At 37.5% G+C, this 26,179-nt stretch carries 22 protein-coding genes and 1 tRNA gene; 13 read left to right on the forward strand and 10 right to left on the reverse strand.

What is annotated here, in order from left to right:
* Both WBM60_RS09730 and WBM60_RS09735 read right to left on the reverse strand, forming a co-directional pair.
* Positions 1-591, reverse strand: a 591-nt coding sequence (locus WBM60_RS09730) for a hypothetical protein (protein WP_424283018.1), incomplete at its 3' end; no start/stop codon positions are given.
* A 34-nt stretch (positions 592-625) separates the two neighbouring features.
* Positions 626-1,147 carry a glycine zipper family protein gene (locus tag WBM60_RS09735; RefSeq protein ID WP_424283019.1) on the reverse strand — a complete coding sequence of 174 codons (522 nt, stop codon included), beginning with the start codon at positions 1,145-1,147 and terminating at the stop codon, positions 626-628.
* A 271-nt stretch (positions 1,148-1,418) separates the two neighbouring features.
* Between WBM60_RS09735 and WBM60_RS09740 the strand changes: the two genes are divergently transcribed.
* Positions 1,419-2,987 (forward strand): M28 family peptidase, encoded by a 1,569-nt coding sequence (locus tag WBM60_RS09740; RefSeq protein ID WP_424283020.1) that lies wholly within the window; start codon positions 1,419-1,421, stop codon positions 2,985-2,987.
* Between the two features lie 110 nt (positions 2,988-3,097).
* On the opposite strand, the gene WBM60_RS09745 is transcribed toward WBM60_RS09740, so the two are convergent.
* Positions 3,098-3,173: transfer RNA gene (locus WBM60_RS09745), tRNA-His, on the reverse strand.
* 258 nt (positions 3,174-3,431) lie between these two features.
* On the opposite strand from WBM60_RS09745, the gene WBM60_RS09750 reads away from it, so the two are divergent.
* Positions 3,432-5,522 (forward strand): tetratricopeptide repeat-containing sensor histidine kinase, encoded by a 2,091-nt coding sequence (locus tag WBM60_RS09750; protein WP_424283021.1) that lies wholly within the window; start codon positions 3,432-3,434, stop codon positions 5,520-5,522.
* Here the strand turns inward: WBM60_RS09750 and bshB1 are convergent.
* The 5 genes from bshB1 to ccsA all read right to left on the reverse strand — a co-directional run bounded on the left by bshB1 (position 5,519) and on the right by ccsA (position 12,967).
* A complete protein-coding gene (gene bshB1, locus WBM60_RS09755; protein WP_424280126.1) occupies positions 5,519-6,241 on the reverse strand; it encodes a bacillithiol biosynthesis deacetylase BshB1 in 723 nt (240 codons plus the stop codon). The two genes, WBM60_RS09750 and bshB1, sit on opposite strands and share 4 nt — an antisense overlap.
* Before the next feature lie 19 nt (positions 6,242-6,260).
* On the reverse strand, positions 6,261-7,439 hold the full coding sequence (locus tag WBM60_RS09760) for a trans-sulfuration enzyme family protein (RefSeq protein WP_424283022.1): 1,179 nt from the start codon (positions 7,437-7,439) through the stop codon (positions 6,261-6,263).
* Positions 7,440-7,475: 36 nt separating this feature from the next.
* Positions 7,476-8,885 (reverse strand): MATE family efflux transporter, encoded by a 1,410-nt coding sequence (locus tag WBM60_RS09765; protein WP_424277244.1) that lies wholly within the window; start codon positions 8,883-8,885, stop codon positions 7,476-7,478.
* A gap of 208 nt (positions 8,886-9,093) precedes the next feature.
* Positions 9,094-9,648 (reverse strand): hypothetical protein, encoded by a 555-nt coding sequence (locus WBM60_RS09770; RefSeq protein WP_424261578.1) that lies wholly within the window; start codon positions 9,646-9,648, stop codon positions 9,094-9,096.
* 145 nt (positions 9,649-9,793) lie between these two features.
* Positions 9,794-12,967 carry a cytochrome c biogenesis protein CcsA gene (ccsA, locus tag WBM60_RS09775; RefSeq protein ID WP_424283023.1) on the reverse strand — a complete coding sequence of 1,058 codons (3,174 nt, stop codon included), beginning with the start codon at positions 12,965-12,967 and terminating at the stop codon, positions 9,794-9,796.
* A gap of 141 nt (positions 12,968-13,108) precedes the next feature.
* Between ccsA and WBM60_RS09780 the strand changes: the two genes are divergently transcribed.
* The 8 genes from WBM60_RS09780 to WBM60_RS09815 all read left to right on the forward strand — a co-directional run bounded on the left by WBM60_RS09780 (position 13,109) and on the right by WBM60_RS09815 (position 21,981).
* Positions 13,109-13,873, forward strand: coding sequence for a Rossmann-like and DUF2520 domain-containing protein (locus WBM60_RS09780; RefSeq protein WP_424259187.1), 765 nt, complete (start codon positions 13,109-13,111; stop codon positions 13,871-13,873).
* On the forward strand, positions 13,857-14,384 hold the full coding sequence (locus WBM60_RS09785) for a KdsC family phosphatase (protein ID WP_424259188.1): 528 nt from the start codon (positions 13,857-13,859) through the stop codon (positions 14,382-14,384). Before WBM60_RS09780 ends, WBM60_RS09785 begins: the two co-directional genes overlap by 17 nt.
* 4 nt (positions 14,385-14,388) lie before the next feature.
* Complete coding sequence (locus tag WBM60_RS09790; protein ID WP_424277891.1) at positions 14,389-14,976, forward strand: Maf-like protein; 588 nt, start codon at positions 14,389-14,391, stop codon at positions 14,974-14,976.
* 125 nt (positions 14,977-15,101) lie between these two features.
* Positions 15,102-15,860, forward strand: coding sequence for a DUF6090 family protein (locus WBM60_RS09795; protein WP_424283024.1), 759 nt, complete (start codon positions 15,102-15,104; stop codon positions 15,858-15,860).
* Positions 15,861-16,047: 187 nt separating this feature from the next.
* The gene (locus WBM60_RS09800) at positions 16,048-17,004 is read left to right on the forward strand and encodes a septum formation inhibitor Maf (RefSeq protein WP_424260564.1); all 957 of its coding nucleotides are present in this window, start codon (positions 16,048-16,050) and stop codon (positions 17,002-17,004) included.
* Between the two features lie 5 nt (positions 17,005-17,009).
* On the forward strand, positions 17,010-17,558 hold the full coding sequence (locus WBM60_RS09805) for a mechanosensitive ion channel domain-containing protein (protein WP_424260562.1): 549 nt from the start codon (positions 17,010-17,012) through the stop codon (positions 17,556-17,558).
* A 76-nt stretch (positions 17,559-17,634) separates the two neighbouring features.
* Positions 17,635-20,169, forward strand: coding sequence for a PIG-L family deacetylase (locus WBM60_RS09810; protein WP_424283025.1), 2,535 nt, complete (start codon positions 17,635-17,637; stop codon positions 20,167-20,169).
* Positions 20,170-20,271: 102 nt separating this feature from the next.
* Positions 20,272-21,981 carry a sodium:solute symporter gene (locus tag WBM60_RS09815; RefSeq protein WP_424283026.1) on the forward strand — a complete coding sequence of 570 codons (1,710 nt, stop codon included), beginning with the start codon at positions 20,272-20,274 and terminating at the stop codon, positions 21,979-21,981.
* A 122-nt stretch (positions 21,982-22,103) separates the two neighbouring features.
* On the opposite strand, the gene WBM60_RS09820 is transcribed toward WBM60_RS09815, so the two are convergent.
* Complete coding sequence (locus tag WBM60_RS09820; RefSeq protein WP_424262193.1) at positions 22,104-22,946, reverse strand: DUF2911 domain-containing protein; 843 nt, start codon at positions 22,944-22,946, stop codon at positions 22,104-22,106.
* A gap of 90 nt (positions 22,947-23,036) precedes the next feature.
* Complete coding sequence (locus tag WBM60_RS09825) at positions 23,037-24,194, reverse strand: T9SS C-terminal target domain-containing protein (RefSeq protein ID WP_424262195.1); 1,158 nt, start codon at positions 24,192-24,194, stop codon at positions 23,037-23,039.
* A gap of 195 nt (positions 24,195-24,389) precedes the next feature.
* Between WBM60_RS09825 and WBM60_RS09830 the strand changes: the two genes are divergently transcribed.
* The 3 genes from WBM60_RS09830 to WBM60_RS09840 form a co-directional block, all read left to right on the forward strand.
* The gene (locus WBM60_RS09830) at positions 24,390-24,887 is read left to right on the forward strand and encodes an SRPBCC family protein (RefSeq protein WP_424262197.1); all 498 of its coding nucleotides are present in this window, start codon (positions 24,390-24,392) and stop codon (positions 24,885-24,887) included.
* 2 nt (positions 24,888-24,889) lie between these two features.
* Positions 24,890-25,582: an SDR family NAD(P)-dependent oxidoreductase gene (locus WBM60_RS09835; protein ID WP_424262199.1), complete on the forward strand. Its 693-nt coding sequence runs from the start codon at positions 24,890-24,892 to the stop codon at positions 25,580-25,582.
* Positions 25,583-26,179: deoxyribodipyrimidine photo-lyase (locus WBM60_RS09840; RefSeq protein ID WP_424283027.1), on the forward strand; the 597-nt coding region annotated here is incomplete at its 3' end. It abuts the gene before it with no gap.

Consider the following 26,179-nt stretch of genomic DNA (forward strand, 5'->3'; position numbering starts at 1 on the left):
AGGGCGCTCTAACCCTATTTGACCCGCAAAGACCCTGAATCCCATATCCACATTCTTCGTTTTATACAAATGTTTATATGCGGCAAGGATCTCTTCAACTTCTTCTTCTGACCCCGGGTAGAAATGATAATAGTGCCATTTCCTGTAGGTATTGCCTTCATCCCATTGCAGTGTAGAAGGAACATAAGATAATTCAGCTTTATATTGAACAACATAATGCCTGTAGGAATCTAAAGCGAGGTCAAAATAATCCATGATAAGGCTCAACTCAGGCTTGTTGACCCTTTTTATTAGAGCCTCACGGGTTCCTTCACTCAAACCATCCAGGTTTTTTAAGGGTATTACATGTGTAAACTCAAAGTTATCCTGAATATGTGTAAAATAGTTAAATCCCTCTACCTGATTCTCGGTCAGGTAATTTTTAAGATCCGCAAGGGACATTTCATACTCATCGGCCATTGCAGGAGAAACTTTATCTTCTCGAACCAATAGTAAGTTCACATTCTCCCCTATATCCTGACCAAAGGCATTCGCCAATAGTAAAAACATAAAAAGGGTGTTGAAATAGTTTTTTATAGAAGTAATCTTCATAATAATTGATTTAATAATTATATGGTTTAGGTTTTTAGTTTACCGTATATCCTTTACCCGTCAGGCATGCACTGTAGGCTTTTTTAAAGCTATTCATCATATCAACTTCTGCCTGGCCTGCCGCCTGATTATTTGCCTGTTGTTGCTGCGATCGCCCTACCCTGCTGGCTCTGTGTCCTACCATGGCGCCGGATGCAGCTCCAATAGCAGCCCCTTTGCCCGCATCACCCGCAATTGCGCCAATAGCCACACCTGCTAATGCTCCCCTGGCTGCCCCGCTAACAGCAGAACCATCAGGTCCCGTTTCCACTTGTTGCGCCTGAACACTCGGAGGATTTAAAGGATCTATGCCACTCTGCTGAACGCCCCATTTATAGCAATAAGACTCATCTTCTGCCTGTTGTGCTGCACTCTGGTCTTTTGCAGGAAAAACGTACAAGCCCACTTTATTGGATACCATAGCTCCTAAAGACTGTTCCTGTGCATTAACGCTGCAAACAGCTCCTAAAAATATAGAACTGATTGCAAATAAATATTTAAACTGAGATAATTTCATAACCCTGTATTGTTATAATTTATTAATTAAAAAAAAAGAAAAATATAATCCGTAAATGTAATAATTATTATTATTTAAAAATGATACACAAAAGTACGATAATGGCAGTTTTTTAGAAAACTTTAGGGGTCTTTTATTATGGGTCTCCCTTTTAAATTTCTAAAATTTTTACGGCATCGAGATTCAGGGAATTTGTTAGAATGCTGCCTGAATAAATCCTTTTCTTTTTACTATTTTTGTGAAATTTTCCAAAACGCTTCAAAATTATTCTATGAAAAAAATAGCATTCATCATATTTGGACTTTTGATAGCCTGTAACACTTCTCAGAAAACAGTTGCAGAACAAACCGATACTGCTTCTGCAAATGTAACTATAGATCCACGGATCTATGCAGTCACGATTACCGAAAAAGAGCTTAAGGAACATTTATATATCTATGCCTCTGATGAATTTCAGGGTAGGGAAACCGGGAAACCGGGACAAAAAAAGGCGGTAAACTATTTGCAGGCCAATTATAAGGCGATGGGAGTTCCGGCAGCGAAAGAAGATGGTGACTATTTACAAGAAGTTCCTTTGGTATTCCCCAAATTACCTGTTGGCTCCATAATGGCCGGAGCGACTCTATATGAGATAGGAACCGATTTTTTAACATTTACACCTATTGAAGGTGATTTTGACGAAATTATTTATGCAGGTTACGGGATTGAAGACAAGGGTTACTCAGATTATAAAGGATTGGATGTATCGGGGAAGCTTATATTAATAAAGTCCGGAGAGCCTGTAAATGAAGACGGCACATATTTGATTTCGGGAAATTCTAAAAAATCTGTTTGGAGTAATAAATCTGATGCTGCAGCAGCCAGATTAAAATTGGCCAGAAGTAAAGGGGCCAAAGGAGTACTATATTATGATCCGGACAATTACGGCCGTTATAAAAGATATTATGACTATTTGAAAGGGAGTAATAAAATGAAAATGGAAATTAAGGTTGAAAAACACGATGCAGCATTAGTTCTCCTAGGCGAAACCATGATTAAAAATATATTCCCTGCCATCAAGGAAGCACAGCATTCAGGTATAATTCCACAGCCTATATCTCTTAATATTAAAAGTAATAATGAGACCGTATCGTCTGAAAATATTGTGGCGGTTATTCGTGGTTTTGAAAAACCGGATGAGTTTGTGGTCATATCTTCACATTTAGATCATATAGGGGTTAATGACAATGGTGACATTAATAATGGTGCAGATGACGATGGTTCCGGAACCGTTGCTATGCTTGAAATTGCCGAAGCTTTTAAACAGGCTGCAGATTCCGGTAACGGGCCAAAACGATCTATAGTATTCCTGCATGTTACCGGTGAGGAAAAAGGCTTGCTTGGATCAAAGTACTATACAGATAATGATCCTGTTTTTCCTCTTTCTCAAACTGTTGCCAACCTCAATATAGATATGATCGGACGCATTGATCCTAAATATGAGCGTGACGGAAATTACGTCTATCTTATTGGTTCTGATAAGTTAAGTAAGGAGCTTCATGAACTATCGGAAGATATTAATGACAAATATGCGCAGCTGAAATTAGATTATACTTATAACGATGAAAATGATCCCAATCGTTTTTATTACCGAAGCGACCATTACAATTTTGCGAAAAATAATATTCCAATCATTTTTTATTTTAGTGGTACACATGAAGATTATCACAGACCCGGAGACACACCGAATAAAATAAACTATGATGCATTGGAAAGTCGCTCGCGATTAATCTTTTACACAGCCTGGGAAATTGCAAACAGGGATGAGCGTATTGAGGTAGATGTTACTCCTTCTAAGTAAAGATCAAAATTTAGTAGGAATAATTAATTCAATTCCAATTTCCAGGCCAATCGAAATAAGCTTAAAAGATAAGCCCCATCATTTATGACAGGGCTTTAGAAAACTAATAAGGGTGGAAGACCGGGTTCGAACCGGCGACCTCTGGAACCACAATCCAGCGCTCTAACCAGCTGAGCTACAACCACCATTTGTAAGCGCTGGCAAAGGTAATTTTTTTTACCCATTGTTTCAAACTAAACTCCTGAAATTTTTAGAGCTATACTATGGTTTAGACTTTAAAACAACCTTGGTATAAATCATCAAAAAATCATCAATCTATTTAAAAATACCGATGAAATGCATGGTAAGGTCGATAAAACACACAAAATTTGGCGTTTCACAACATAAATTAGACCATTAAGCATCACCGCTGTAATTTTATTTGTAGAAATTGGTTAGTAACCCATGCCCTTTATTTTGACCTACATCCGGACACATTTTATAGACGTCATTAAGCATGCTGCAATTGTTATACTTGTTATATGCAGCATGACAGATGCCAATGCTCAGCAGGAACTACAAAAAAAATACAAAGACAGTATCCGGAAACTTAAGTCCCAAAAAGACTTTTCTACAAGAGACACTCTTTATATTGACCTATTGAATGAATTAGGGTCTCAACTTAGATATTATAATACAGATAGCCTGTTACTCCTTTCCAAAGAGGCGCTTCAATTAAGTATTGATTCTGGCTACAAAGAAGGCGAATGCAGATCCAGACTTCGTTTGGGGGATTACTTTTCTGATAAGGGAGATTCTGATAAAGCGATTTACAATTATAAAGTTGGTCACGAGATTGCCAAAGAACTTGGGAATAAAGATCTAAGCCTTAGAATCATAAACAATCTTGCAGGAGAAAATGCTTATAAAGGAGACTATGCCCATGCTTTGACGGGATACCTCGAAGCCATTGAAATTGCGGAAGAAATAGACGATAAAAAGATGTTGTCAATTATGAATGAGAACATCGCGAACCTTTATGCCTCACAAAAAGACTATGAACAATCCCTTGATTTTTACAAAAAAGTAAAAAAAATTAATGGGGAGCTGGGAAATGAGATTATTATAGCAGAAACTTTAAGTAATCTGGCCTCAGTCTATGCAGATATGGGTAAACTAGATTATGCCATGTTTAATATTAATTCAAGCGTTGGTATTTTTGAAAAGCACAAAATAATAGATTGGCTGGCATTTACCTACGAAATTAAAGGCAAGATATATTTAAAAGAAAATAAGTATAAATGGGCTCTTTATTGGTATAACCAGAGCGAATTATTACATAGAAGTCTGGATGATGACCGTGGTAAAATTGACCTCTATAATGGAATGGCTGAGGCATATTTAGGGCAAGGCAAGGATAGTATTTCTGAGAAAATTGCACTTCAGGCTTATGCAATATCTGACAGAATACAGTTCATGGAGGGGACTCAAAAATGCGCTTATACGCTCTACAGAATAAATAAAAATAAAAAGAACTACTCAGAGGCTTTAAACTTTCATGAACTCTATCAAAAACTTTCTGATACCTTGTCCAGAAATGAGAATAAGAAGAGTTTAACCATGCTTAAAACCAAAACTGAATATGATAAACAGAAGCAAACGCTTATAGCGGAAAATGAAAAAGCATTAGCTCAACAACAGCGGTATATCATAGCAGCACTAGCCATATTAGTCGTATTTATAGTAATCATAATTTTGGTATATCGGGCAGAGAAAATCCAAAAACGACTTAATAAAGAACTAGAGGCCAAAAAAGAAATTCTGGAAAAACGGGAATCTGAATTACAGGACAGTAATGAAACAAAAACAAAACTGTTTTCAATAATAGGACATGACCTTCGAGGTCCTGTAGGAGCTCTTCAAGAACTGTTAAGGCTATATTCTGATGGGGATATTGAAACTGATGAATTTTTAGAATTTGTTCCGAAATTAAGGGAAGACGTTGATCACATTTCATTTACCTTAAATAATCTACTCAGCTGGGGACATACCCAGATGAACGGTGCGGTAACCAAGCCTTCACTCATGGCTCTTGAATCACTGGTTTCTGAAAATATTAAATTACTTTCTGAAATTGCTAAAAAGAAGTCAATAAAAATTGTAAGTGAGCTTGTGGAAAATACACTTACATGGTCTGATAGCAATCAAATTGATATTGTTGTGCGAAATCTTATCAGCAATGCTTTAAAATTCACACCACAAAATGGGATGATAACTATATCGGCACGTGAACGTGATAATTTATGGGAGGTTTCAATTAAAGATACAGGTGTTGGGATGGATAAAATTACAGTAAAGAATCTTTTTGAGAAGAATTCGAATATCACTACCTATGGTACAGCTAACGAAAAAGGGACGGGTCTTGGACTGGCTCTCTGTAAAGAAATGGTAGAGAAGAACGGCGGTAGCATTTGGGTGGAAAGTGCCCTGCGCAAAGGTAGCTGTTTCTTTTTCACACTTCCCAAAAGGGAGAAAAGTTATAGTCAGGCAGTCTAAAAAATATCCCAAAGATTTTTAACGCCTATATAACGTTCCGTAGTAAACCCTTCTCCATATTCAACCCCAACCAAACGCCCTAAATCCCTGGCTCTATAAGCAATACTATCTGTAAAGTTTTTACTGCTTATAGGCGTATTGGGTTCTTTACTGTCAGGATCATAAAATTGTGAGGAATAAGCCGAAATAGCTTTCATTTTTAGTTCAATAAATCCAGATACATCAACAACAAAATCAGGCTCCAGGTTTTTCCATTGAATATAGTGATAGACTTGTTTAGGCCGCCAGGGTAACTGCCATTCGTCATCACCCGGTAACTTGCTGTCTATTTTTATCAATCCGCTAAGAAAACAAGCGTCACTTACCAACTTACTTCCTTTGGCATGATCTATATGCCTGTCTTTGATTGCGTTACACAATACTATATCTGGCTGGTATTTTCGCACTAATTGAATTACCGCTAGTTGATGGGTTTTATCATTCGTAAAAAAACCATCGGCAAATTCCAGGTTCTCCCTTACTACTATCCCCAATATCTTCGCTGCGTTTTCAGCCTCCTTATCGCGGATTTCGGCAGTGCCCCGGGTACCTAATTCCCCCCTGGTCAAATCAATAATCCCTACTTTTTTACCGTTTGCGGTTGCTTTGGCTATAGTTGCCCCTGCTCCTAACTCCGCATCATCAGGATGTGCTCCAAAAACTAAAATGTCTAACTTCATTTGGTATTTATCTGGTAATTTATTGACTATTCAATGCCGGTTGTTTGGCTTTTACCTGTTCCAAAGCCTGATCTATATCTGCTATCAGATCTTCCGGCTCCTCTATACCAATGGAAAAGCGAATTAATCCGTCGGCAATTCCCTGCTTAAACCGATCTTCTTCTGATAACAGCGCATGTGAAGTCTGAGTTGGTGAAAGTACAGTACTTTCGACACCTGCCAGGCTCATGGAAGATTTAATAAGTTTAAGTGCCTTTCGAAATTCAGTAGCATCAATTGACTCCTTAAGTTCAAAGGAAAGCATCCCCCCAAAGCCATGCATTTGAGATTTGGCTAAAGCATGTTCAGGATGAGAAGCCAGACCAGGATAATTAACCTGCTTAATATTCACATTCTCCTCCAAATACTCTGCAAGCCTCATTGCATTTTCATTTTGACATTTGACCCGAATCCCCATGGTCTTTATACTGCGCTCCAACAGCCATACTGTATAATCGCTAAGACTTCCACCAAGATTTATTGCCAGTTGGAAAATCCGCTCCATATTTACTTTGGATGAAGCAACAGCACCGGCACAAATATCTGAATGTCCTCCCATATACTTTGTGGCACTGTGGATAACCACGTCAATACCAAAATCAATTGGGTTTTGATTTACCGGACTCGCAAAGGTATTGTCTATCATGGAGACTAAGTTGTACTTTTTCGCAATGTTTGCAACAGCGGCCAGATCTGTGATGGTCAATAAAGGATTTGACGGGGTTTCAATATAAATAACCTTTGTGTTTTCCTTGATTTTTGCTTCAAAATCTGATGGTTTTAAACCTTCCGTAAATGAGTATGATATCCCAAAATTTTCAAATTGTTTTGTAACCAAATTCTGTGTTCCTCCATATAACATGTTTTGCAATACCACATGATCACCAGCCTTCAAAAAAGCCAGCAGTGCGGTACTTACAGCAGCCATTCCACTCCCAAAAATCATGGCGTCCTCTGCATGTTCCAAAGCTGCTATTTTTTTAGACAAAGCCTTTTGGTTAGGGGTGTTGAAATATCTGGGATACCTTTTAATATCGACGTCCTCAAAGGCATATGAGGTACTCATATACAAGGGAGAAACAGCTCCTTTGTACTCGTTGTCCTTTAATTCACCAACATGGGTGCAAATTGTATTTATCCCTTTATTGTTCTGTTTCATACAAATTCTATTAGCGCATAAAGTTACAAAAATAGGCTATACCTGAACTTTTTTCCAATAGCCTTTTCTAAACCAGATGATTGCGATTACCGACAGCATTACCTCAGCTAGAGTTATGGCCAGAAACACACCCAGAGCACCTAATTCAAAAGTAATTGCGGCCAAATAAGCAAAGGGTAATTGAAATGCCCAGAAGGCAATAAGATTAATCTTTGTGGGAGTTTTTGTGTCTCCTGCCCCATTGAAAGCCTGAGAGACAACCATCCCATAAGCGTAAAAGATATAACCCGCAGCAACAACCTGTAAACAAAGTGCCCCATTCTCAACAACGCTGGTAACATTAGAAAAAAGGCCTATTATTTCAGGAGCAAAAAAGAGATAGATTAAAGAAACAGCCAGCATAAAATAGGCATTGTATTTTCCGGTAATCCAAACCGACTTCTCTGCTCTTTCAGGTTGTTTCGCTCCCAAATTCTGGCCGACTAGCGTGGCGGCCGCATTACTCATTCCCCAGGCAGGCATGAAAGTAAACATCATTACCCTTATAGCAATCGTATATCCAGCCAATACTTCACTACCGAATTCGGACATTAACCGCATTAAAAATACCCAGCTTGAAGTACCTATCAAAAATTGAGCGATACCTCCCAGGGAAACCTTTATAAGATTAAGCATTACTCCTGTTCTTAATACGATATCACTAACCGCCAGTTTAATTCTGCTCCAGCCAAAAAACAAGATCCCTAACTGGAAAACTACCGCTGTTCCTCTGCCAATATTTGTCGCTATAGCTGCTCCCATAACACCAAATTCAGGAATCGGACCCCAGCCAAATATAAAAACAGGATCCAGGATAATATTAAGTCCGTTTGATAGAACCAATGTCCACATTGCCACAGAGGCATCCCCTGCCCCTCTGAAAATGGCATTGATTAAAAAAAGTAAAACTATTGTGATATTGCCTCCAATCAGCAATTTAGTATAGCCATAGCCCTCGGCAATTAAGTCGGGTTCCCCACCCATAAGTGCCAATATTTCCTTAGAGTATAGAAACCCCACTACGCCTATAGAGACAGCCACCGCTATCCCCAACAGTATTGCCTGCATAGCGGCTTGCCTGGCGCCTTTAAGGTCTTTCTCACCTACCCTTCTTGCTACGACAGCAGTTGCTGCCATACTAAGGCCTATGGCAATGGCATATACCAGGGTTATAACAGATTCAGTAAGGCCAATTGTGGCTACTGCATTTACACTTACCCTGGATACATAGGCTATATCAACAATAGCGAATATAGATTCCATCATCATTTCCAGGATCATGGGTATGGAAAGCATAAAAACTGCCTTGCGGATACTCCCGGTTGTGAATTCGGTTTCTTTTCCTGTAATGGCTATTATAAAATACCTGTAAAGCTTATTAAATGTAATTTTATTCTGATGTGTCATTTTATAGAAATTATATTAATTGAAGAAAAAAAATGTCTTATAATCTTCCAGGGATGGAGATTATTTTTCGGCAACTATCCCGATGACATCTATTACTAACATAATTTCTAGTACTTCATAATGAAACAAAGATGCAAATATTTTCGTAAATACAAAAATGAATTAGATAGCAGAATTACTTCATAGATTGCTCTAATACAGGTATTTCCTAATCTAGCTTCTGCGGCCCTTCAGAATCACTATAAATCATCCAGCGTTCGTCTTGAATAGAACGATAGACTATTTCATAACGCAGTCCCTGCCTTAATAATTTATCGAGACTGCTTGTAAGTAATTCATAATCCTTTTTAGAACCTAGTACTTTAAAAACATTATAATTGGTATTAGCCGGAATGGCAATTCCCCTATCTAAGCTAGAGGTAGAAAAGAATTTAACACTATCTAAAACCGGCATTTCAGATTTGAGGTAATTATATAAATAATTATCGTATTCCCTAAGATCGTGCTTTTCACCCTTATAATAAATGATAACAGATTCAATTATAGCCGGGCCAACTCCATGATTTTTAATATCCAATGAAAAAGTGTTTTCAGCTTTATCGTCTGAGTAGGATATTTGCACATAGGGCAAAATAGACAGGTAATTCTGCTTACTCATTAAGTTGGTCTGATAGATAAAAATTAGAAGCGTCAAAACACTTATACTCATTGCGGAGAGACTTAATATTTTATCTGAATTCCATTTGAATTTTAACTTGGACATAGCCTAAAACTTAATGAAGTGATTAAATAAAAGTATTAAAAAAAATAATTCCTGTGGGCTACACCAATTAGGTTTATTGATTTTCACTAAAACATCACACCTTCTTAGGTGGCAGTGAGCGTAGCTCATGGAATCATATGAATACTTATTTAACGTAATTCAGCTTATATCGCCAATAGCTGATACCTCCTAACAGTAATACCCCAAATAGTGTATACCAAATAAAGACAGGAGTAATTACCTGAGAACCGCTTGCATAACTATGGAGCCCTACCAAATAGAAGTTTACCCCAAAATAGGTCATCATAATACTTCCAAAAGCAAGGATAGTTAGAAAATTAAATGTCCATCTTCCACGTAATCCCGGTACCAGTCTGGTATGTATTACAAAGGCATAAATCATTATTGAAATAAGAGCCCAGGTTTCTTTAGGATCCCAACCCCAATAGCGCCCCCAGCTTTCATTGGCCCATTGCCCCCCGAGAAAGTTCCCTATGGTAAGCATAATAAGTCCAACGGTAATGGAAAGTTCATTAATTATTGTGAGTTCCTTAAGGTTTAATTCCATCCGCTCCTTGTTCCTGGAATTGGTAAGAATAATTAACAAAAGAGAAACTATTCCCAATATCATCCCAACAGTAAGCGGCCCGTAACTGCCGACGATAACCGCCACATGTATCATTAGCCAGTAACTGTCCAAGACAGGGACAAGGTTTGCTATTGACGGATCAACCCAGCTTTGATGGGCAATCCACAATAACATGGCAGTAACAAAGGCAGATGCCGCAATGGTCATATTACTCTTCCTGCCCAATAATAATCCCATGCCCATTGTAGCCCAGGATACATAAAGGATACTTTCATAGGCATCACTCCAGGGAGCATGCCCGGAAATATACCAACGTAAAATTAATCCGGAGGTATGCCAGATAAAAAATATATAAATTATTCCCTTAAAAAAGTATGTCGCTATATTCCATATCCTTCTTTCCTTAAAAATTGTAAACACAAGTACAAAGAACATAAGGATACCAACAAGGGCATAGTATTTATAGAGGCGATTAAAAATATCGAGTTTGTTGTAAATAATTTCCGCCTTTACCCTGTTTTCTGAAGGAAGCACCTCACTGCCATGGTTTAGTTGGTTCTGATGAAATGCAGCCAGTAGTTTATCCGATTCGGTATAGTCCTTATTTGCTATTGCACTTTGAAGAGAATGCAAATAATACGGAACAGCATTTTTGATGAAATTCGCATAAAGTGAGTCAGGTACTTTGTATTGCCCGGACCTGTATTCTACGGCAGACACCCATTTGTTATTCTCATCATTCAACAATGGGAAGATTTTTATAATTTCTCCGCTCAGTGCCCTGTTTAAAAGCCCAAGGCGTAAATCGACATCTTTATAATCCTGTTGAAATTTATTCGGAGTACTGGTGGCGTAAGCATCTTGTAAATAAGGTGCTAGTTTATAAGCCCCTTTAGAGTCAAAAAAATCGGTCGCTTTTACGTATTTCTGAGCTCCTTCTACTCCTATTATTCCGCGGAGGCTATCATTTTGTCCTTTTTTATCGAGGGCTATAAATTCTGTATTGTACCAGAGGGCCGGGTTTAACATCATGGATAAGAATACCTGATCGGCATTCAGGTCTTTGTATTTATCCTTAAAACTTAGTTTGCGAAGTAATTCTGAAGAAAATGTATTAAGCGGTTTCATTCTTCCTCCGCCATCCTGTATGACTAATTCTCCAAATTTCGCCGCATGCTCTTTAGTAACGGTAGAAGCATTTAAGAGGGAGTCCAGTTGCTGCTGACTTGGCGTATTTTGATGATTGTGGTCCCCGTCCTGAGTTTTTCCCTGGGCATTAAGGCTTATAACCCCAAAAAGCATTATAGCCGAAGCCACTGCCTTTTGCTTCTTTAATTTATCCAGTCCTTGGGTTAACTCCTTAAATCGGGTTTTGCCAAAGAACATGATCCCCATTAATCCAATATATAATAAAAAGTACCCCATATAGGTAATCCAGGTGCCCCAAAAGTCATGATTAACTGAAAGAACGGTTCCGCGCTCATCCGGATCAAAACTTGCCTGGAAAAAGCGGTATCCCTTATGGTCAAGAATATGATTCATAAAAATATCATAATCAAATGGCCGCTCGTCTTCTACGGTAACTTTACTCATGAAAGAGGCATAGCTTTTTTCAGTTCCCGGGTATTTCTCGGCTATAAAATCGTTCAGTTTAATGCTAAAAGGCAATTGATACACTTTTGATCCATATCGAAGGCTGAAATCAAGACCCCCAACTTTAAATTTGTCTGAATAATTGCTTGAACCCTTCCCTCCTAATAATTTTTTCGTAACCGTTTCACCATTACTGCTTATTTTAAGAACCAAAGCATCCTGCGTAGCTGGTGTAATTTCATTTTCCGGCACACTTACAACTCCGTAAGAACCCTGAACAAGTGGCTCGGGTAAAACAAATTGCATCCCCCCCATATTATAAAGCGATCGTAACTGAAGCTCCTGTAAACTATCTTTCACGACTATACCGCGAAACTGATCTGCCATTCTCATAAAGCTCCCTTCGAAAGGCGATTTAACTTGATATACACTGTCAGTCGTCACTATGTTTACAGCACCCTCCGTTTCCCTGTTCAATGAAAACAGGATATTATGGATATTTGCTACTTTCCCATTTTCGAGATAATGTTCATGCCTGTTGCCATCTCCGGCTTCTACTATTTTTAAATAGTAATTTCCTGTTGAATCCGGAATTAAGTCATTCTTGGCACCTTTAATAAAACCATCATAAGCAACGGTAACTTCTTGTCCGTTAAAATCTGATGTCCAGGGTAAATTTGATTTTATGGCTTCAGGAGTTACAATAAGATCATCTTCAAGAATCTTTCGTTTAGGCTCCCCTGCTATTTCCCCATCAATAAATACGGTAAGAAAGGTTTTATCAGAATAGAAAACATTTTCTGTACGACCTTCCCGGATGGGCATCATACCCTCAAAACTTATGTACCTGGTGACAAAAGCGCCCACAATAATTAAAATCCAGGAGATATGGAGTGTTAATACAGGCCATTTTTCTTTGCGCAATAGACGATAACGAAAAATATTACCAACAAAGTTGATTACAAAAAAAACCATGATCAACTCAAACCAGGTAGTATTATAGATCCAGATTCTTGCAGTTTCCGTGCTATACCAACTCTCTATGAATGTACCAAATGCCATGGCGGTAGCAAAAACAATGAAAAGAACCGCCATTAAACGGGTAGAAAAGAAAATCTTCTTGAATAGTTCTTTCATTTTGATAGAGATAAATTTGAATTCCGGAGGCAAAAGTAAGGCCTTTTTATGATTTACAATTGCACTTAAGGTCTTAAAAAGTTAAACAAGTTTGTTAATTTTTAAAGTGAGGTTAACATTATAAATATTGTATTTTTGAACATGCTTTCAATAGTACTTACAGGCACAGGAAATGTTGCACAGCAGCTTTTTACTGCTATGCATAACAAAAAGGGGGTTAAAATAATTCAGGTCATAGGACGCGATAAAAAAAAATTAACCCCTTTTAAGAATTGCCTGAATACCGCTACAAACTATGAACATATTTCAGATGCAGATATTTATATTATCGCTGTAAATGATGATTCCATAGAGACTGTAGCACAACATTTTAAAAATAAATCGGGGCTTGTAGTGCACACTTCAGGAACCATGCCCTTATCGGCACTGCCAGCTTCAGTAAGAAGAGGTGTTTTTTATCCCTTACAAACTATCAGCAAAGAAAGAAAAGTTGACTTTAGTGAAGTCCCAATCTGTATTGAAGCAGAAAATAGTGAAGATTACAATTTGTTGAAAGAACTGACAAGTTCTATTTCAGGTCACATACAAATCATGTCATCCAATCAGCGCAAGTTAGTGCATTTGGCTGCAGTTTTTGTCAACAACTTTACCAATCATTTGTATCTAATCGGGAGTGATATCTGTAATGAAGCGGGGATTCCATTTAATATTTTAAATCCTCTTATTCTGGAAACAGCTAAAAAAGCAACAGAAATGTCCGTCCTAAATGCCCAGACAGGTCCTGCCATGCGTCATGATCAGACCACTATTGATCAGCACCTCGATCTGTTAAAAAAGGAAAGTCATAAGAATATCTATTCTGTATTAAGTAATTCAATTCAACAAACCCATGGGAAAAAACTATAAACAAATTTTAAAGGATATTACAACATTTGTATTTGACGTAGATGGGGTATTTACAGATGGCAATGTGCTAATTACCTCAGAGGGGGAACTACTCCGTAAAATGAGTGTGAAAGATGGGTATGCCCTGAAAACGGCAATTCAAAAAGGGTATAATGTCTGTATAATCTCAGGAGGGACTAATGAAGGCGTAAGAGTAAGGCTGAAAGGACTTGGTGTTACGGATATTTATCTTGGAGCGGCCCATAAAAAAGAGCCTTTTAAAGCGTATTTATCCAAGCACAACATCGATTCTAAAAATGTTCTTTATATGGGTGACGATCTTCCGGATATTCCGGCTATGAAATTAGCAGCTATCGCTTCATGCCCACAGGATGCGGTGCAGGAAGTCAAAGAGGTATGTGATTACATATCACACAGGCATAGCGGGGATGAATGTGTCAGAGATGTTATTGAGCAGGTCCTGAAAGTGCGAGGCGATTGGTATACTAACTTCAGCGCCGCCAACGACTAGACTTATGCTAATTGAAAAAGTGAAGAAATTCCATATTATACTTGCTTCCGCATCCCCGCGAAGGCAGGAATTCTTTAGAAAACTTGGTCTTGATTTTGAAGTCCGCCTTAAGCCCATTGATGAAATCTTTCCGAATCATTTAAAGAGAATTGATATAGCTGATTTTCTAGCCAAACTAAAGGCAAAGCCCTTTCTGGCAGAACTTAAGGTAAATGATTTGTTAATAACCTCAGATACTGTTGTTTGGCACAAGGGTACATTTTTAGGCAAACCTGAAGATGAAGAGCAGGCCTATTTAATGTTAAAATCAATGTCTGGCGACTGGCATGAAGTAATTACATCGGTTTGTTTCACCCGAGCCAATGATCAACGATTAGTGAATAGCAGTACACAAGTAAAGTTCAAGGATTTGACTGACGAGGAAATTCGGTATTACATCAAGGAATATAAACCCTTTGACAAAGCGGGGGGATATGGAATACAGGACTGGATTGGGCTAATTGGGATCGAGGAAATTAGAGGATCGTATACCAATGTGGTAGGGCTTCCCACACATTTAGTTTACAATGCGTTAAAAGAAATGATTGATTAATTACATAGCTATTATGAACCAATAACCCATGATAAAATTCTTTAGAGGGCCGAACGGTGATCAAAGGTCTGGTAGACCTTTGATAGTGAGGAGCCAGCTGAGGTGCGGGCATTAAAAAGAAAACTATGATTAAGTTTTTTAGAAGCATTAGAAAAGACCTTATGGAGCAGAACAAAACAGGGAAGTATTTAAAATATGCTTTTGGCGAGATTATTTTAGTCGTTCTAGGTATTTTAATTGCATTACAAATCAACAATTGGAATGAAACAAGAAAAAACAGAGATACCGAGCAACAATTACTGAATTCTCTTTTGCAAGAGTTTGAAACCAACCTTGAAATACTTGATCAGACTATTGAAAAAAATACCAAGATTGTTGAATCCTGCATAAATATTGGGGAATTCACCGGACCTTCATTAGCAATTGTTAGTGAAAAAGAATTATCCCAAGATATGGTAGGTGCCTTTAAATATGACTCGAGATACATTCCCAACAAAGGAACCATAAATGAAATAAACAACTCTGGAAAATTATCCCTCATATCTGATCCAAGCTTGAGAAATAAGATTTCTAAATGGCTATCCCAATTGGAACTAGTTAATAATCAGGAAAAATATGTTATTGAAAGAAGGGATTACACCCATGATTTTTTTATAAACAATGGAAATTTCAGAAGACACCTTGATATTATTGATGATGCCCTTATTGATGTTAAACCTAGTAAATTCCCAAATAATGACTTTAGTTTTCTAGAAAAATCAGAATTTGAAAGTAATCTCTATCTATTTATTGTAACATCTGTAAACCTAAATAGAGGATTCTATCTACCGTTAAAAGAGCAAACTGAAATACTTATACAACAAATTAAGCAAAATATAGATTAACTAACGGACCATCATAAATAAGTATTAAATATTTATTTAAACTTATAAAATAACAAAGGCTAACAATGGCTCCTATGAAAAGCCCTAGTCCAATATAGTTGGCTTGCCTACACATTTAATTTACAAAACGTTAATGGACATGGTGAACCAGTAGTTTTTAACTAGTTTTGGTCAAAATTTAATTCCTATGAAATTATTTATCAGTAATCTAATTTTGATTTTTTTAGTCTTATCTGTACCATTTGCTTTTATATCCTGTGAAGCAAAAGCCAGCTCTAAAGAGAATGAAATTGTCAAGGCTGAAAGCCTGAAAAATAATTCTGAAATCGAGAAACCAAAACCTCTTTCCGAAGAGTTTAAGGAGTATTGGTATTCAGGAGAAGCGGAAATCACCTCCTATAAATTGGAACAAGCCCGATATGGGGAACTAAGAGATGGACATGCAGTTTTAATTTTTGTTACGGAACCATTTTTGGTAGATAAACAAGTTAAGGCAGATAGAAATAATCCTGATAATATTCCGGTACTAAAATTGAACAGTACTAAAAAATACTTTACGGGTATTTACCCTTATTCTATTATGAGCAGTTCATTTTATCCGGTTCAGGACAATCAGCATGCGATAAAAATATCTGCTTCTGTTCAGGAATGGTGCGGACATGTTTATGCTCAGTTGAATAATAGAGATGATTTTGAGTATGAAGCACACTCTTATTTTGAAGGCGAAGCAGATCAGGAATTTAAAATGGAAAAAAACATTTTGGAAAATGAGTTGTGGAATAAATTACGAATAAACCCTGGCGGGCTTCCCCAGGGTGAGCTGAAAGTTATTCCTTCATTAGAATATATAAGGGTAGCCCATAAAGAGATTAAACCCTTCAAGGCCATAGCCTCCCTTACAGAGCAAGATGGAATTAGTTCGTATACCTTAACCTATCCCGAATTAGAACGCACCCTTACAATCAACTTCAGTACTACTTTTCCCTATACAATAGAAAGTTGGTCTGATGAGTTTAAAAGTGGTTTTGGAGCAAATGCCAAAACCCTCAAGTCTAAAGCAACAAAGATTAAAACAATAACTACCCCTTACTGGAGGCAAAATTCAAACGCAGATATTGTTTTGAGGGAAAGTTTAGGTTTATAGAACTTATGGAAGAATTTATTGTAGATTATAAGAATGAACTTTTAGCAACGGTTATCACTATAATAACGTTGTTTGTCTTAAAGTTTATTTTATCCAAAACCATTCGTAAAGTAGGTAGCGCAAGCGACCTGAATAAAGCACGCACCAGATTGATTATAAAATATGTCTCTTTTGGCCTTAGCGTTATTGGGATTGTAATAATCATATTTATTTGGGGAGTTAATTTCAGAGAGCTTGGTATTATTTTTTCCTCAATCTTTGCGGTTATTGGGGTTGCTATATTTGCGCAATGGTCCATTTTAAGCAATGTTACGTCGGGAATTATTCTTTACTTCTCTTTTCCTTTTAAAATAGGTGATCGAATTAGAATAATGGATAAGGAAATAGAGTACGAGGGAAATTACATTATTGAGGACATAAGGGCATTTAATATTCATTTACGAAATGATAATTCAGAATTATTAACATATCCCAATAACCTGATGCTTCAAAAAGGAATTTTAATGGTAAATGTAACAACAAATGAGAATCTTGATGAAAGTGAATTATTATAAGTTGTTAAAGAAGTTTTAAATAATATCGCTGCGCTTCTAATCTTTCTATATTTGACCACCATCTTATAAAAAAACTATGCGTTATTATCTGGTACTCTTTATTGGGCTATTTTTAGGTGTACAATCCGTTTTAGCCCAAGTACCAAAAAAAAGCACTTCCTCAGACATTTTTCATTCCTTACAGAAATTAAATTTTTTGGGCTCTGCCTTGTATATTGCAGCGCACCCGGATGATGAAAATACACGATTGATATCTTATCTTTCAAACGAAGTTAAAGCCCGAACCGGTTATTTATCTATCACTAGAGGTGATGGAGGTCAAAACCTTATAGGTTCGGAACTTAGGGAACTACTGGGGGTTTTAAGAACAGAAGAATTGCTTGCGGCCAGGGGAGTTGACGGCGGAGAACAGTTTTTCACCAGGGCAAATGATTTTGGGTATTCCAAACACCCGGATGAAACTTTACAAATATGGGATAAAAAAGCCGTTTTAGGCGATGTTGTTTGGGTCCTTCGAAATTTTAAACCAGATGTTATTGTAAATCGATTTGATCACAGAACACCCGGTTCAACCCATGGACATCATACTTCTTCTGCAATGCTAAGTGTAGAAGCCTTTGATCTTGCTAATGATAAAAATGCGTATCCTGAACAATTGGATAAAGTAAGTCTTTGGCAGCCCAAAAGATCGTTCTTTAATGTATCATGGTGGTTCTATGGGAGCCCTGAGAATTTTGAAAATGCCGATAAATCCAAAATGATGAATTTAGATGTTGGGGTTTATTATCCCATGAAGGGGCTTTCTAACAACGAAATTGCATCTATTGCAAGCAGTCAGCATTTGAGTCAGGGTTTTGGCAGAATGTCCGACAGAGGTAGTCAGGACGAATATATAGAATTGTTGTCCGGGGATCTGCCAAATGATACCTCAAATATTTTTGAAGGAATCGATACAAGCTGGTCAAGAATTAAAGGGGGTGAAGCCATTGGCAAAATATTGGTTTCAGTAGAAGAAAATTTTGACTTTATAAATCCCTCAAAACACCTTCCGGAATTACTGGAAGCTCATAAATTGCTTGCTAATCTGGAGGATGATCATTGGAAACAAATTAAATTAAAAGAACTGCAGGATATTATTCTCACTGCTTGCGGACTTTATCTTGAAGCTTCATCTGAAGTGCCAAATGCAGTTCCCGGTAGTACAGTAAAAATAAATATTGAGGTTCTTAATCGAAGTAATGCTGCTATTTCATTTAATTCTGTTTCTCTTGCCTCCAATTCTTTTAACCAGAATAAAATACTCTTAGCTAATAATCAAAAGAAGAACCTTGTATTGGATCTGAAAATACCTGAAACGGAACAATACACAAGTCCTTATTGGTTGACAGAAAAGGGAAGCCTTGGCATGTATAAAGTGAATCAACCAGAAATAATTGGAAGCCCCGAAACGATACCCCCTTTTAATGCAAGCTTTGAATTGGGATTCGATGGGTATTCCATAAAAATAGAAAAACCGGTTATTCACAGATATTCAAAACCTGATAAAGGAGAACTTTATGAGCCCTTTGAGATTATACCGGAAGCTACCGCAAAATTTAGTGACAAGGTTTTGATATTTGCAGACAGAACTCCTAGAAAAATACCAGTGACTATTACTGCTCATAAAAACGGACTTAAAGGAAATGTGAAATTGGGCCACAATAAAGGTTGGGTGGTAGATGAGGAATTTATAGAATTTGAAATTGCAAACAAGGGTGATGAAAAGACACTTGTTTTTACCTTAACCCCGCCGTCCCAGGAAGATGAAAGTACAATTACACCTATTATCAGAATTGATGGCAAAGAATTAGATAGAGAGTTAATAGAGATTGCGTATGACCATATTCCTACCCAAACAGTTTTACTTCCCTCTGAAGCCAAAGTTGTAAGACTGAACATCAGGAAAGTGGGAGAGCATATTGGTTATATAATGGGTGCCGGAGATGAGATTCCCGAGAGCTTGGAGCAGATAGGTTATACTGTTCATCTAATTGATCCCGCAGATATAGAATCGGGTAGTCTAAACAAATATGACGCAGTTGTTACGGGAATCAGGGCATATAACGTTGTTGAAGAGCTTAAATTTAAACAGCGTTTTTTACTGGAATATGTAGAGCAGGGAGGGAACCTTATTGTACAATACAACACTGCAGGACGCAGAGACTCCTCTTTTAAAGATCTCGCCCCCTACCCTCTTAAGTTATCCAGGGACCGCATTACTAATGAGGATTCTGCTGTAAAGATTATTGCAAGTGACCATTCTGTTATTAATTTTCCCAATGCCATTACTAATTCAGACTTTGAGGGTTGGGTTCAGGAGAGAGGACTTTACTTTCCTGATGAATGGGATCCCAAATTCACACCTATTCTACAGATGAATGACAAAGGAGAATCACCAACCAATGGAGCGCTTCTTGTAGCACCATATGGTAAGGGAAATTATATATATACCGGAATAAGTTTTTTTAGAGAACTTCCTGCAGGGGTTTCCGGAGCTTATAAGATATTTGCGAATATTTTATCTTTGGGAAAAGAAAAAATAGATAACACTACAGATATTAAAGGTAAATGATGCTGGAGAAACTTACCTGGAAAAAAGAATATACACTTGTATTGGTACTCAATACTATTTACATTCTTATTTTTTATTTTATAATGACCTCATACAGTTGATATGGGGAAAATAGACTGGATTATACTTGGTGGAACCCTATTATTTATAGTTGTTTATGGGGTCTGGAAAACCAGAGGCAATAAAAATGTAAATGATTACGTACTTGGGGGGAATCAGTCAAAATGGTGGACGATTGGCCTTTCTGTAATGGCAACTCAGGCCAGTGCTATTACTTTTCTCTCCACACCCGGTCAGGCTTTTCACGATGGAATGGGTTTTGTTCAATTCTACTTCGGACTTCCATTGGCCATGATAATTATATGTATTGTATTTATTCCTCTCTATCACAAATTAAAAGTATATACTGCCTACGAATTTCTTGAAAGAAGGTTTGATCTTAAAACCCGTACTCTTGCTGCCATATTATTTTTAATACAACGAGGCCTTGCGGCAGGTATTACCATCTTTGCACCTTCTATTATCCTCTCTGCCGTCCTGGGATGGGATTTAAAAACCCTCAACATTATTATTGGCTCCTTAGTAATTATATATACCGTTTCCGGTGGTACAAATGCCGTAAGTGTTACCCAAAAACAACAGATGTTTGTTATTATGACCGGGATGTTTATTGCCTTCTTTTTTATTCTGGGTTATTTGCCTGCAGATATCACATTCACCAAAGCCCTTAAAATTGCGGGTGCTAGTGATAAACTTAACATCCTGGATTTTAGTTTAAATACACAGAGTAGGTATACTTTCTGGAGCGGTATTACCGGTGGAATGTTCCTTGCTCTTGCCTATTTTGGAACCGATCAAAGTCAGGTACAGCGCTATCTTTCCGGTAAATCCATCAGAGAGAGCCAGTTAGGACTTATTTTTAATGGGATCTTCAAAATACCTATGCAATTTTTTATTCTCCTGGTTGGGGTTATGGTTTTTGTATTCTATCAATATAATCCGTCCCCCTTAAATTTTAATCCTGCAGCTACGAATGCAATAATGCAAACTTCCTATGCAGAAGATTATAAATTATTGGAGGAAGGTCACAAGAATCTGGAAATTGAAAAGAAAATGGCGCAGGATCAGTTTTCATCAGCCATGGATTCAAACGACCAAGCCGCTACTACCGAAGCTAAAAAGGAAATGCTCCTGATCATTGAAAGAGAGAAAAACAACAGGGAAGCAGCAAAGGCTATGATAAGAAAGGCAGATGACGTTGTTGAAACAAACGATAAGGATTATGTATTTATCCATTTTATCTTAAATTATCTGCCAAAAGGCTTAGTAGGACTTTTATTGGCTGTAATTCTGTCTGCAGCCATGTCTTCCACTGCCTCAGAATTAAATGCCCTTGGCACAATTACTGCCCTGGACCTTTATAAAAGGAATAAAAAAGATGAATTTTCACCCGAGCACTATGTGAAGGTTTCCAAGTTATTTACCTTGCTTTGGGGAATAGTTGCTATTCTCATAGCCTGTGTAGCAAACCTGTTTGATAATTTAATACAATTGGTAAATATCATTGGTTCTATTTTCTACGGTAACGTTTTGGGAATATTTTTGCTGGCCTTCTTTTTTAGATTTGTAAAAGGGAATGCCGTTTTTATTGCCGCTATTATTACCCAAGTAGCCGTCATTCTTGTATGGTATTTGGATTGGATGTCCTATTTGTGGCTAAATGCTTTTGGATGTGCGCTGGTGATTCTCCTGGCAATAGTGCTTGAATCATTTGACAGGCTTCATAAGAACCCTCCCATTAAGACTATCTAATGTTTGTATGCCTTAAGTATCACGTCTAGGGACAATACTTAAATCACGCGATCAACAAGGAAACAAAAAAAACCCCCAACCGATAAGGCAGGGGTTTTTAAATTCTTAGAATTTAGAATAAATTATAATGCTCCCCATTCTTTAAGAGAGTCCTTGTTCATTTTTACATAGTCTGCATTGCCAGCCGCCTCTGCTACTGCCATAGATTTCTTAGCCGCTTCAATAGCTCCTTTGGTATCGCCCATTTTAGCGTAAATCAGAGATTGTCTCCTCGTCATCCAATACGCTTTATCATTCATTGATACTGCTTTATCAATCCATTCCTTAGCTTTCGACAGGTCTTTACCTTCTTCATGGTAATAAGAAGCTGCTGCAAAATAATCGTTAGCTGATGGTCCATTCATGACGCCTTCAATACTCTTAATCGCCTTTTCTGAAGTAGGTACTTCAAAGGGAACACCTACATAAACTTTTTCCCAAAAAATCCCCAGAGTAGCTCCATCATTGTGTAAAGCATCAATACTCATAGTAAAGGATTCCACGTCAAATGGTAAAGACATTACCTCTGCCGTGGTCTTTGCCGCTACTTTTGAATCGTCCCAATTTTCAGGAGTTCCCCAGTTATTGGTGTCAGAATAGAAAATTACTTCCCAGGATGTTGTTCCCGGTTTGGTAAATACTGCGTAGGACCCCGCTTTAACTTTTTGACCGCCAATAGTAACATCATCGCTAAAAGTAACCATGGAATTTTTGTTGGCTCCGGTTCTCCATAATTTGTCATAGGGAACAAGATCTCCAAAAATGGTTCTTCCGCGCATTGAAGGTCTTGAATACTCTACAGTTACATCAGTCAATCCAACCGTTTGCATAATCTTTGCTGAAGGGCTGGGTGCTGGCGTTGTTATCTGTCCGTTCATGGAAATAGATCCCATAACGATGCAGATCAATAGTGATAGTTTTTTCATTATTTAATAGGTTTTATAGTTATGACAAAACTAAATATAATGAGGTATTTCCCTTGTTAATAAATCCTTAAATAATGTTCAAAGAAAGCTTCAGTCCAGTATAAATGGTTTAGATACTGTTATGCCCTGCAGATAAAAGGTTAAGTAATATACGGAACTGCTTAATCCGCTTAGATCTATGCTGTTATTTTCAATTAAACTTCCATGTGTATGTCTAACTCTTTTCCCGGTAATGTCAAATATTGCTCGTCCGAACAATGGCGCATTTGAATTAAGATCATACTGAAGTTCATTTGAACCGAAGGCTTTGAAAATAATCAGTTCATTTTCTTCTTTCTCCGCATCTATCGGAGTTTCTACGGGTGGTTCTTCAGTTTCCTGAGGGGCATCGTCGGTGTCAAAAGTATAGAGTTGAGAAGCAAGAGTTATGGGGGGAAGGTTATTTTGGTAACGCTCAGAAGAAATATAATATGTATTTGAATCCGAGAAGGTGATTCCCTCTACCTGTGAAAACCCAATTCCCAAACCCAACTTTTCCTCCGTCCCGTTAAATGAAAAATTTATCGGTAATTCATTTATCCGAACAATAAAAGGTTGTAATTGAGATGAATATCCCAATAACATCAGGACATTTGAGAATTTGTTGTATGCTGCTCCTGTAACCAGACCAGAGACATCATAAAATCCCAGCTTTTTTGCTGAATAAGATCCCGGAATTTTAGGAATGGAATATGCTACTGTACCATTAGTCTGCCATTGTTTGGTAAATATGAGTAATTGAGTCTTAAAGTCAACCATGGCTTCAGCATCCCAGTCGGAATTCTGAATCTCTGTAAAATCCGTTTGATCTTCGTAAGAAAAGTCAATTCTTTCAGCACTTATTGTATTCGAAACGTCATAATCAGATTTTGCTACTCTATAAACGGTAAGGTCTTGTCTGTTGCCGGTATTATTTCCGAAGTCTCCAATATAAATATAAGTATCATCCTGCGTTATATCTTCCCAATCTATGTTGGTGGCATTGTCTATAGTGATTGTCCGGATGATCTGTGAACTTAAGGTATCTACTTCATACAATCGAGGAGAATTTCCTGAATCATTATGAGTTATGAGTTTGTTGTTGTAATAAATAAGCCCGGAGGATTCCAGAACATCTTCCGGCAAAGTCCCAATAGTGGTGGCGCTCACCTGGGCATTTAAAAAGACGACAGGAAGGAAAAAACTTAAAATATATAATTTGGAAATCATGATACTTAATTGCAGAAATATACAAAAATCACACTTTGGACTGCAAAATTCCCGATCATAAGTCGCATTGCCCCATTGTATGGGATTATCCCACCTCTATCTCCGACGAGAAAACAAGGCTACATTTACTATTTGTTTAACACATTTAATTTTTTATTAAACAATATTGCACCTAATTTTGTTAAAAACATTTTAATGAAGTTATATCAACTACATTCCAGGCAAACCTTACCCATTACTCAGGATGAGGCATGGAACTTTTTATCAAATCCCGCAAATCTGAAGCTTATCACACCCGACCACATGGGTTTTCATATTTTAAACGGTGCCGACAGGGATATGTTTCCCGGTCAGATCATTCAATATTCAGTTGCTCCGTTTGCCGGAATAACAACAAAATGGGTCACCGAAATAACGCATGTTAAGGAAGGTGAATACTTTGTAGATGAACAAAGGTTTGGCCCATATGCACTTTGGCATCACAAGCATTTTATAAATCCTATTTCAGGTGGGGTAGAAATGGAGGATATCATTGACTACAAGTTACCCTTTGGAATTTTGGGCCAATTAGCACATCCCATACTGGTTAAAAAACAACTGGAAAAAATATTCGCATACCGCGAAATGAAACTTGAGGAAATTTTCGGACGTATGAAGGACTCCTCCAATGAATTAAGTATAAAATCCATTTAATAATGAAGAAAAATATATTATTAATCGGAGGATCCTATGGTATTGGTTTCTCTATAGTAAAACAATTACAGGAAACTCACACAATTTATGTAGCGTCCAGAAGTGCAGATGGTTTGAAGGATCTGAACGTAGAACATATTCAATTTGACGCATTAACTGACTCATTGAATACCGCGCAATTGCCTGAGGAACTTCATGGATTTGTATATTGCCCCGGCAGTATTAACCTAAAACCTCTAAAAATGCTTAGCATGGCTAGCTTTGAGGAAGATATGCAACTTAACTTTTTTAGTATGGTAAGGGTTGTTAAAGACATCATCGGCAGGATGGCCGATAATTCAAGTATGGTGTTCTTCAGTACGGTCGCCGTAGGTACAGGAATGCCATTTCATACAAGTGTATCTGCTGCTAAAGGTGCTATAGAGGGTTTTGTAAAATCTCTGGCCGCAGAATATGCGCCTAAAGTTCGAACCAATGTCATTGCACCCTCACTTGTAGATACCCAGCTGGCAGGCCGCTTATTAAATAATGATCGAAAAAAAGAAAGTATGGCCGAACGCCATCCTCTCAAACGAGTAGGCCATCCTGAGGATATTGCCAATATTGCGACTTTTTTGCTTAGTGATAAAAGCAGTTGGATAACCGGACAGGTAATAGGTGTAGACGGAGGCTTGTCTACCCTCAACATTAACTAAATGCAAGGAAAAGTAAGTATTTTTTGGTTTCGGAGAGACCTAAGGCTCCATGATAATGCCGGGCTGTACAATGCCCTGAAAGGAAGCCATCCTGTATTGCCCATATTTATTTTTGATACTGAAATACTTCAATCGCTTCCGGAAAATGATGCGCGGGTTACTTTCATTTACGATTCTTTACAGGAAATGAGAAAGAAGATGAAAGAGCAGTGTCAAAGCTCAATTGGCATTTATTATGGCAATCCCCTGGATATTTTTAAAAACCTTATCAATCAATATGACATTCAAAATGTATATACCAACAGGGATTATGAACCCTATGCCCAAAAAAGGGATAATGAGATTGCACAAGAACTAAAATTATCCGGTATCAAATTCAAAACTTTTAAAGATCAGGTAATCTTTGAGGAGAATGAAATAGTTAAAGATGATGGCAAACCCTATGTGGTTTATACGCCATATATGCGCAAGTGGAAAGAAAAATTCAAAACAGATGAGCCAGATATGGCTTATGACTCCGAGTCATTATTAAGCAGGGTGTTCAAACAAGTAGCTTTGCCTAATCTGTTACTGGAAGAGATAGGATTTAAAAGATCT

The sequence above is a fragment of the Eudoraea sp. genome (assembly GCF_049669105.1).
In the GTDB taxonomy this organism is placed as follows: Bacteria; Bacteroidota; Bacteroidia; order Flavobacteriales; family Flavobacteriaceae; genus Eudoraea.

Excerpts from the sequence above, each read along its gene's own strand:
- WBM60_RS09735 (WP_424283019.1), bottom strand. The coding sequence starts at position 1,147 with ATGAAATTATCTCAGTTTAAATATTTATTTGCAATCAGTTCTATATTT.
- WBM60_RS09740 (WP_424283020.1), top strand. The coding sequence starts at position 1,419 with ATGAAAAAAATAGCATTCATCATATTTGGACTTTTGATAGCCTGTAAC.
- WBM60_RS09750 (WP_424283021.1), top strand. The coding sequence starts at position 3,432 with ATGCCCTTTATTTTGACCTACATCCGGACACATTTTATAGACGTCATT.
- bshB1 (WP_424280126.1), bottom strand. The coding sequence starts at position 6,241 with ATGAAGTTAGACATTTTAGTTTTTGGAGCACATCCTGATGATGCGGAG.
- WBM60_RS09760 (WP_424283022.1), bottom strand. The coding sequence starts at position 7,439 with ATGAAACAGAACAATAAAGGGATAAATACAATTTGCACCCATGTTGGT.
- WBM60_RS09765 (WP_424277244.1), bottom strand. The coding sequence starts at position 8,885 with ATGACACATCAGAATAAAATTACATTTAATAAGCTTTACAGGTATTTT.
- WBM60_RS09770 (WP_424261578.1), bottom strand. The coding sequence starts at position 9,648 with ATGTCCAAGTTAAAATTCAAATGGAATTCAGATAAAATATTAAGTCTC.
- ccsA (WP_424283023.1), bottom strand. The coding sequence starts at position 12,967 with ATGAAAGAACTATTCAAGAAGATTTTCTTTTCTACCCGTTTAATGGCG.
- WBM60_RS09780 (WP_424259187.1), top strand. The coding sequence starts at position 13,109 with ATGCTTTCAATAGTACTTACAGGCACAGGAAATGTTGCACAGCAGCTT.
- WBM60_RS09785 (WP_424259188.1), top strand. The coding sequence starts at position 13,857 with ATGGGAAAAAACTATAAACAAATTTTAAAGGATATTACAACATTTGTA.
- WBM60_RS09790 (WP_424277891.1), top strand. The coding sequence starts at position 14,389 with ATGCTAATTGAAAAAGTGAAGAAATTCCATATTATACTTGCTTCCGCA.
- WBM60_RS09795 (WP_424283024.1), top strand. The coding sequence starts at position 15,102 with ATGATTAAGTTTTTTAGAAGCATTAGAAAAGACCTTATGGAGCAGAAC.
- WBM60_RS09800 (WP_424260564.1), top strand. The coding sequence starts at position 16,048 with ATGAAATTATTTATCAGTAATCTAATTTTGATTTTTTTAGTCTTATCT.
- WBM60_RS09805 (WP_424260562.1), top strand. The coding sequence starts at position 17,010 with ATGGAAGAATTTATTGTAGATTATAAGAATGAACTTTTAGCAACGGTT.
- WBM60_RS09810 (WP_424283025.1), top strand. The coding sequence starts at position 17,635 with ATGCGTTATTATCTGGTACTCTTTATTGGGCTATTTTTAGGTGTACAA.
- WBM60_RS09815 (WP_424283026.1), top strand. The coding sequence starts at position 20,272 with ATGGGGAAAATAGACTGGATTATACTTGGTGGAACCCTATTATTTATA.
- WBM60_RS09820 (WP_424262193.1), bottom strand. The coding sequence starts at position 22,946 with ATGAAAAAACTATCACTATTGATCTGCATCGTTATGGGATCTATTTCC.
- WBM60_RS09825 (WP_424262195.1), bottom strand. The coding sequence starts at position 24,194 with ATGATTTCCAAATTATATATTTTAAGTTTTTTCCTTCCTGTCGTCTTT.
- WBM60_RS09830 (WP_424262197.1), top strand. The coding sequence starts at position 24,390 with ATGAAGTTATATCAACTACATTCCAGGCAAACCTTACCCATTACTCAG.
- WBM60_RS09835 (WP_424262199.1), top strand. The coding sequence starts at position 24,890 with ATGAAGAAAAATATATTATTAATCGGAGGATCCTATGGTATTGGTTTC.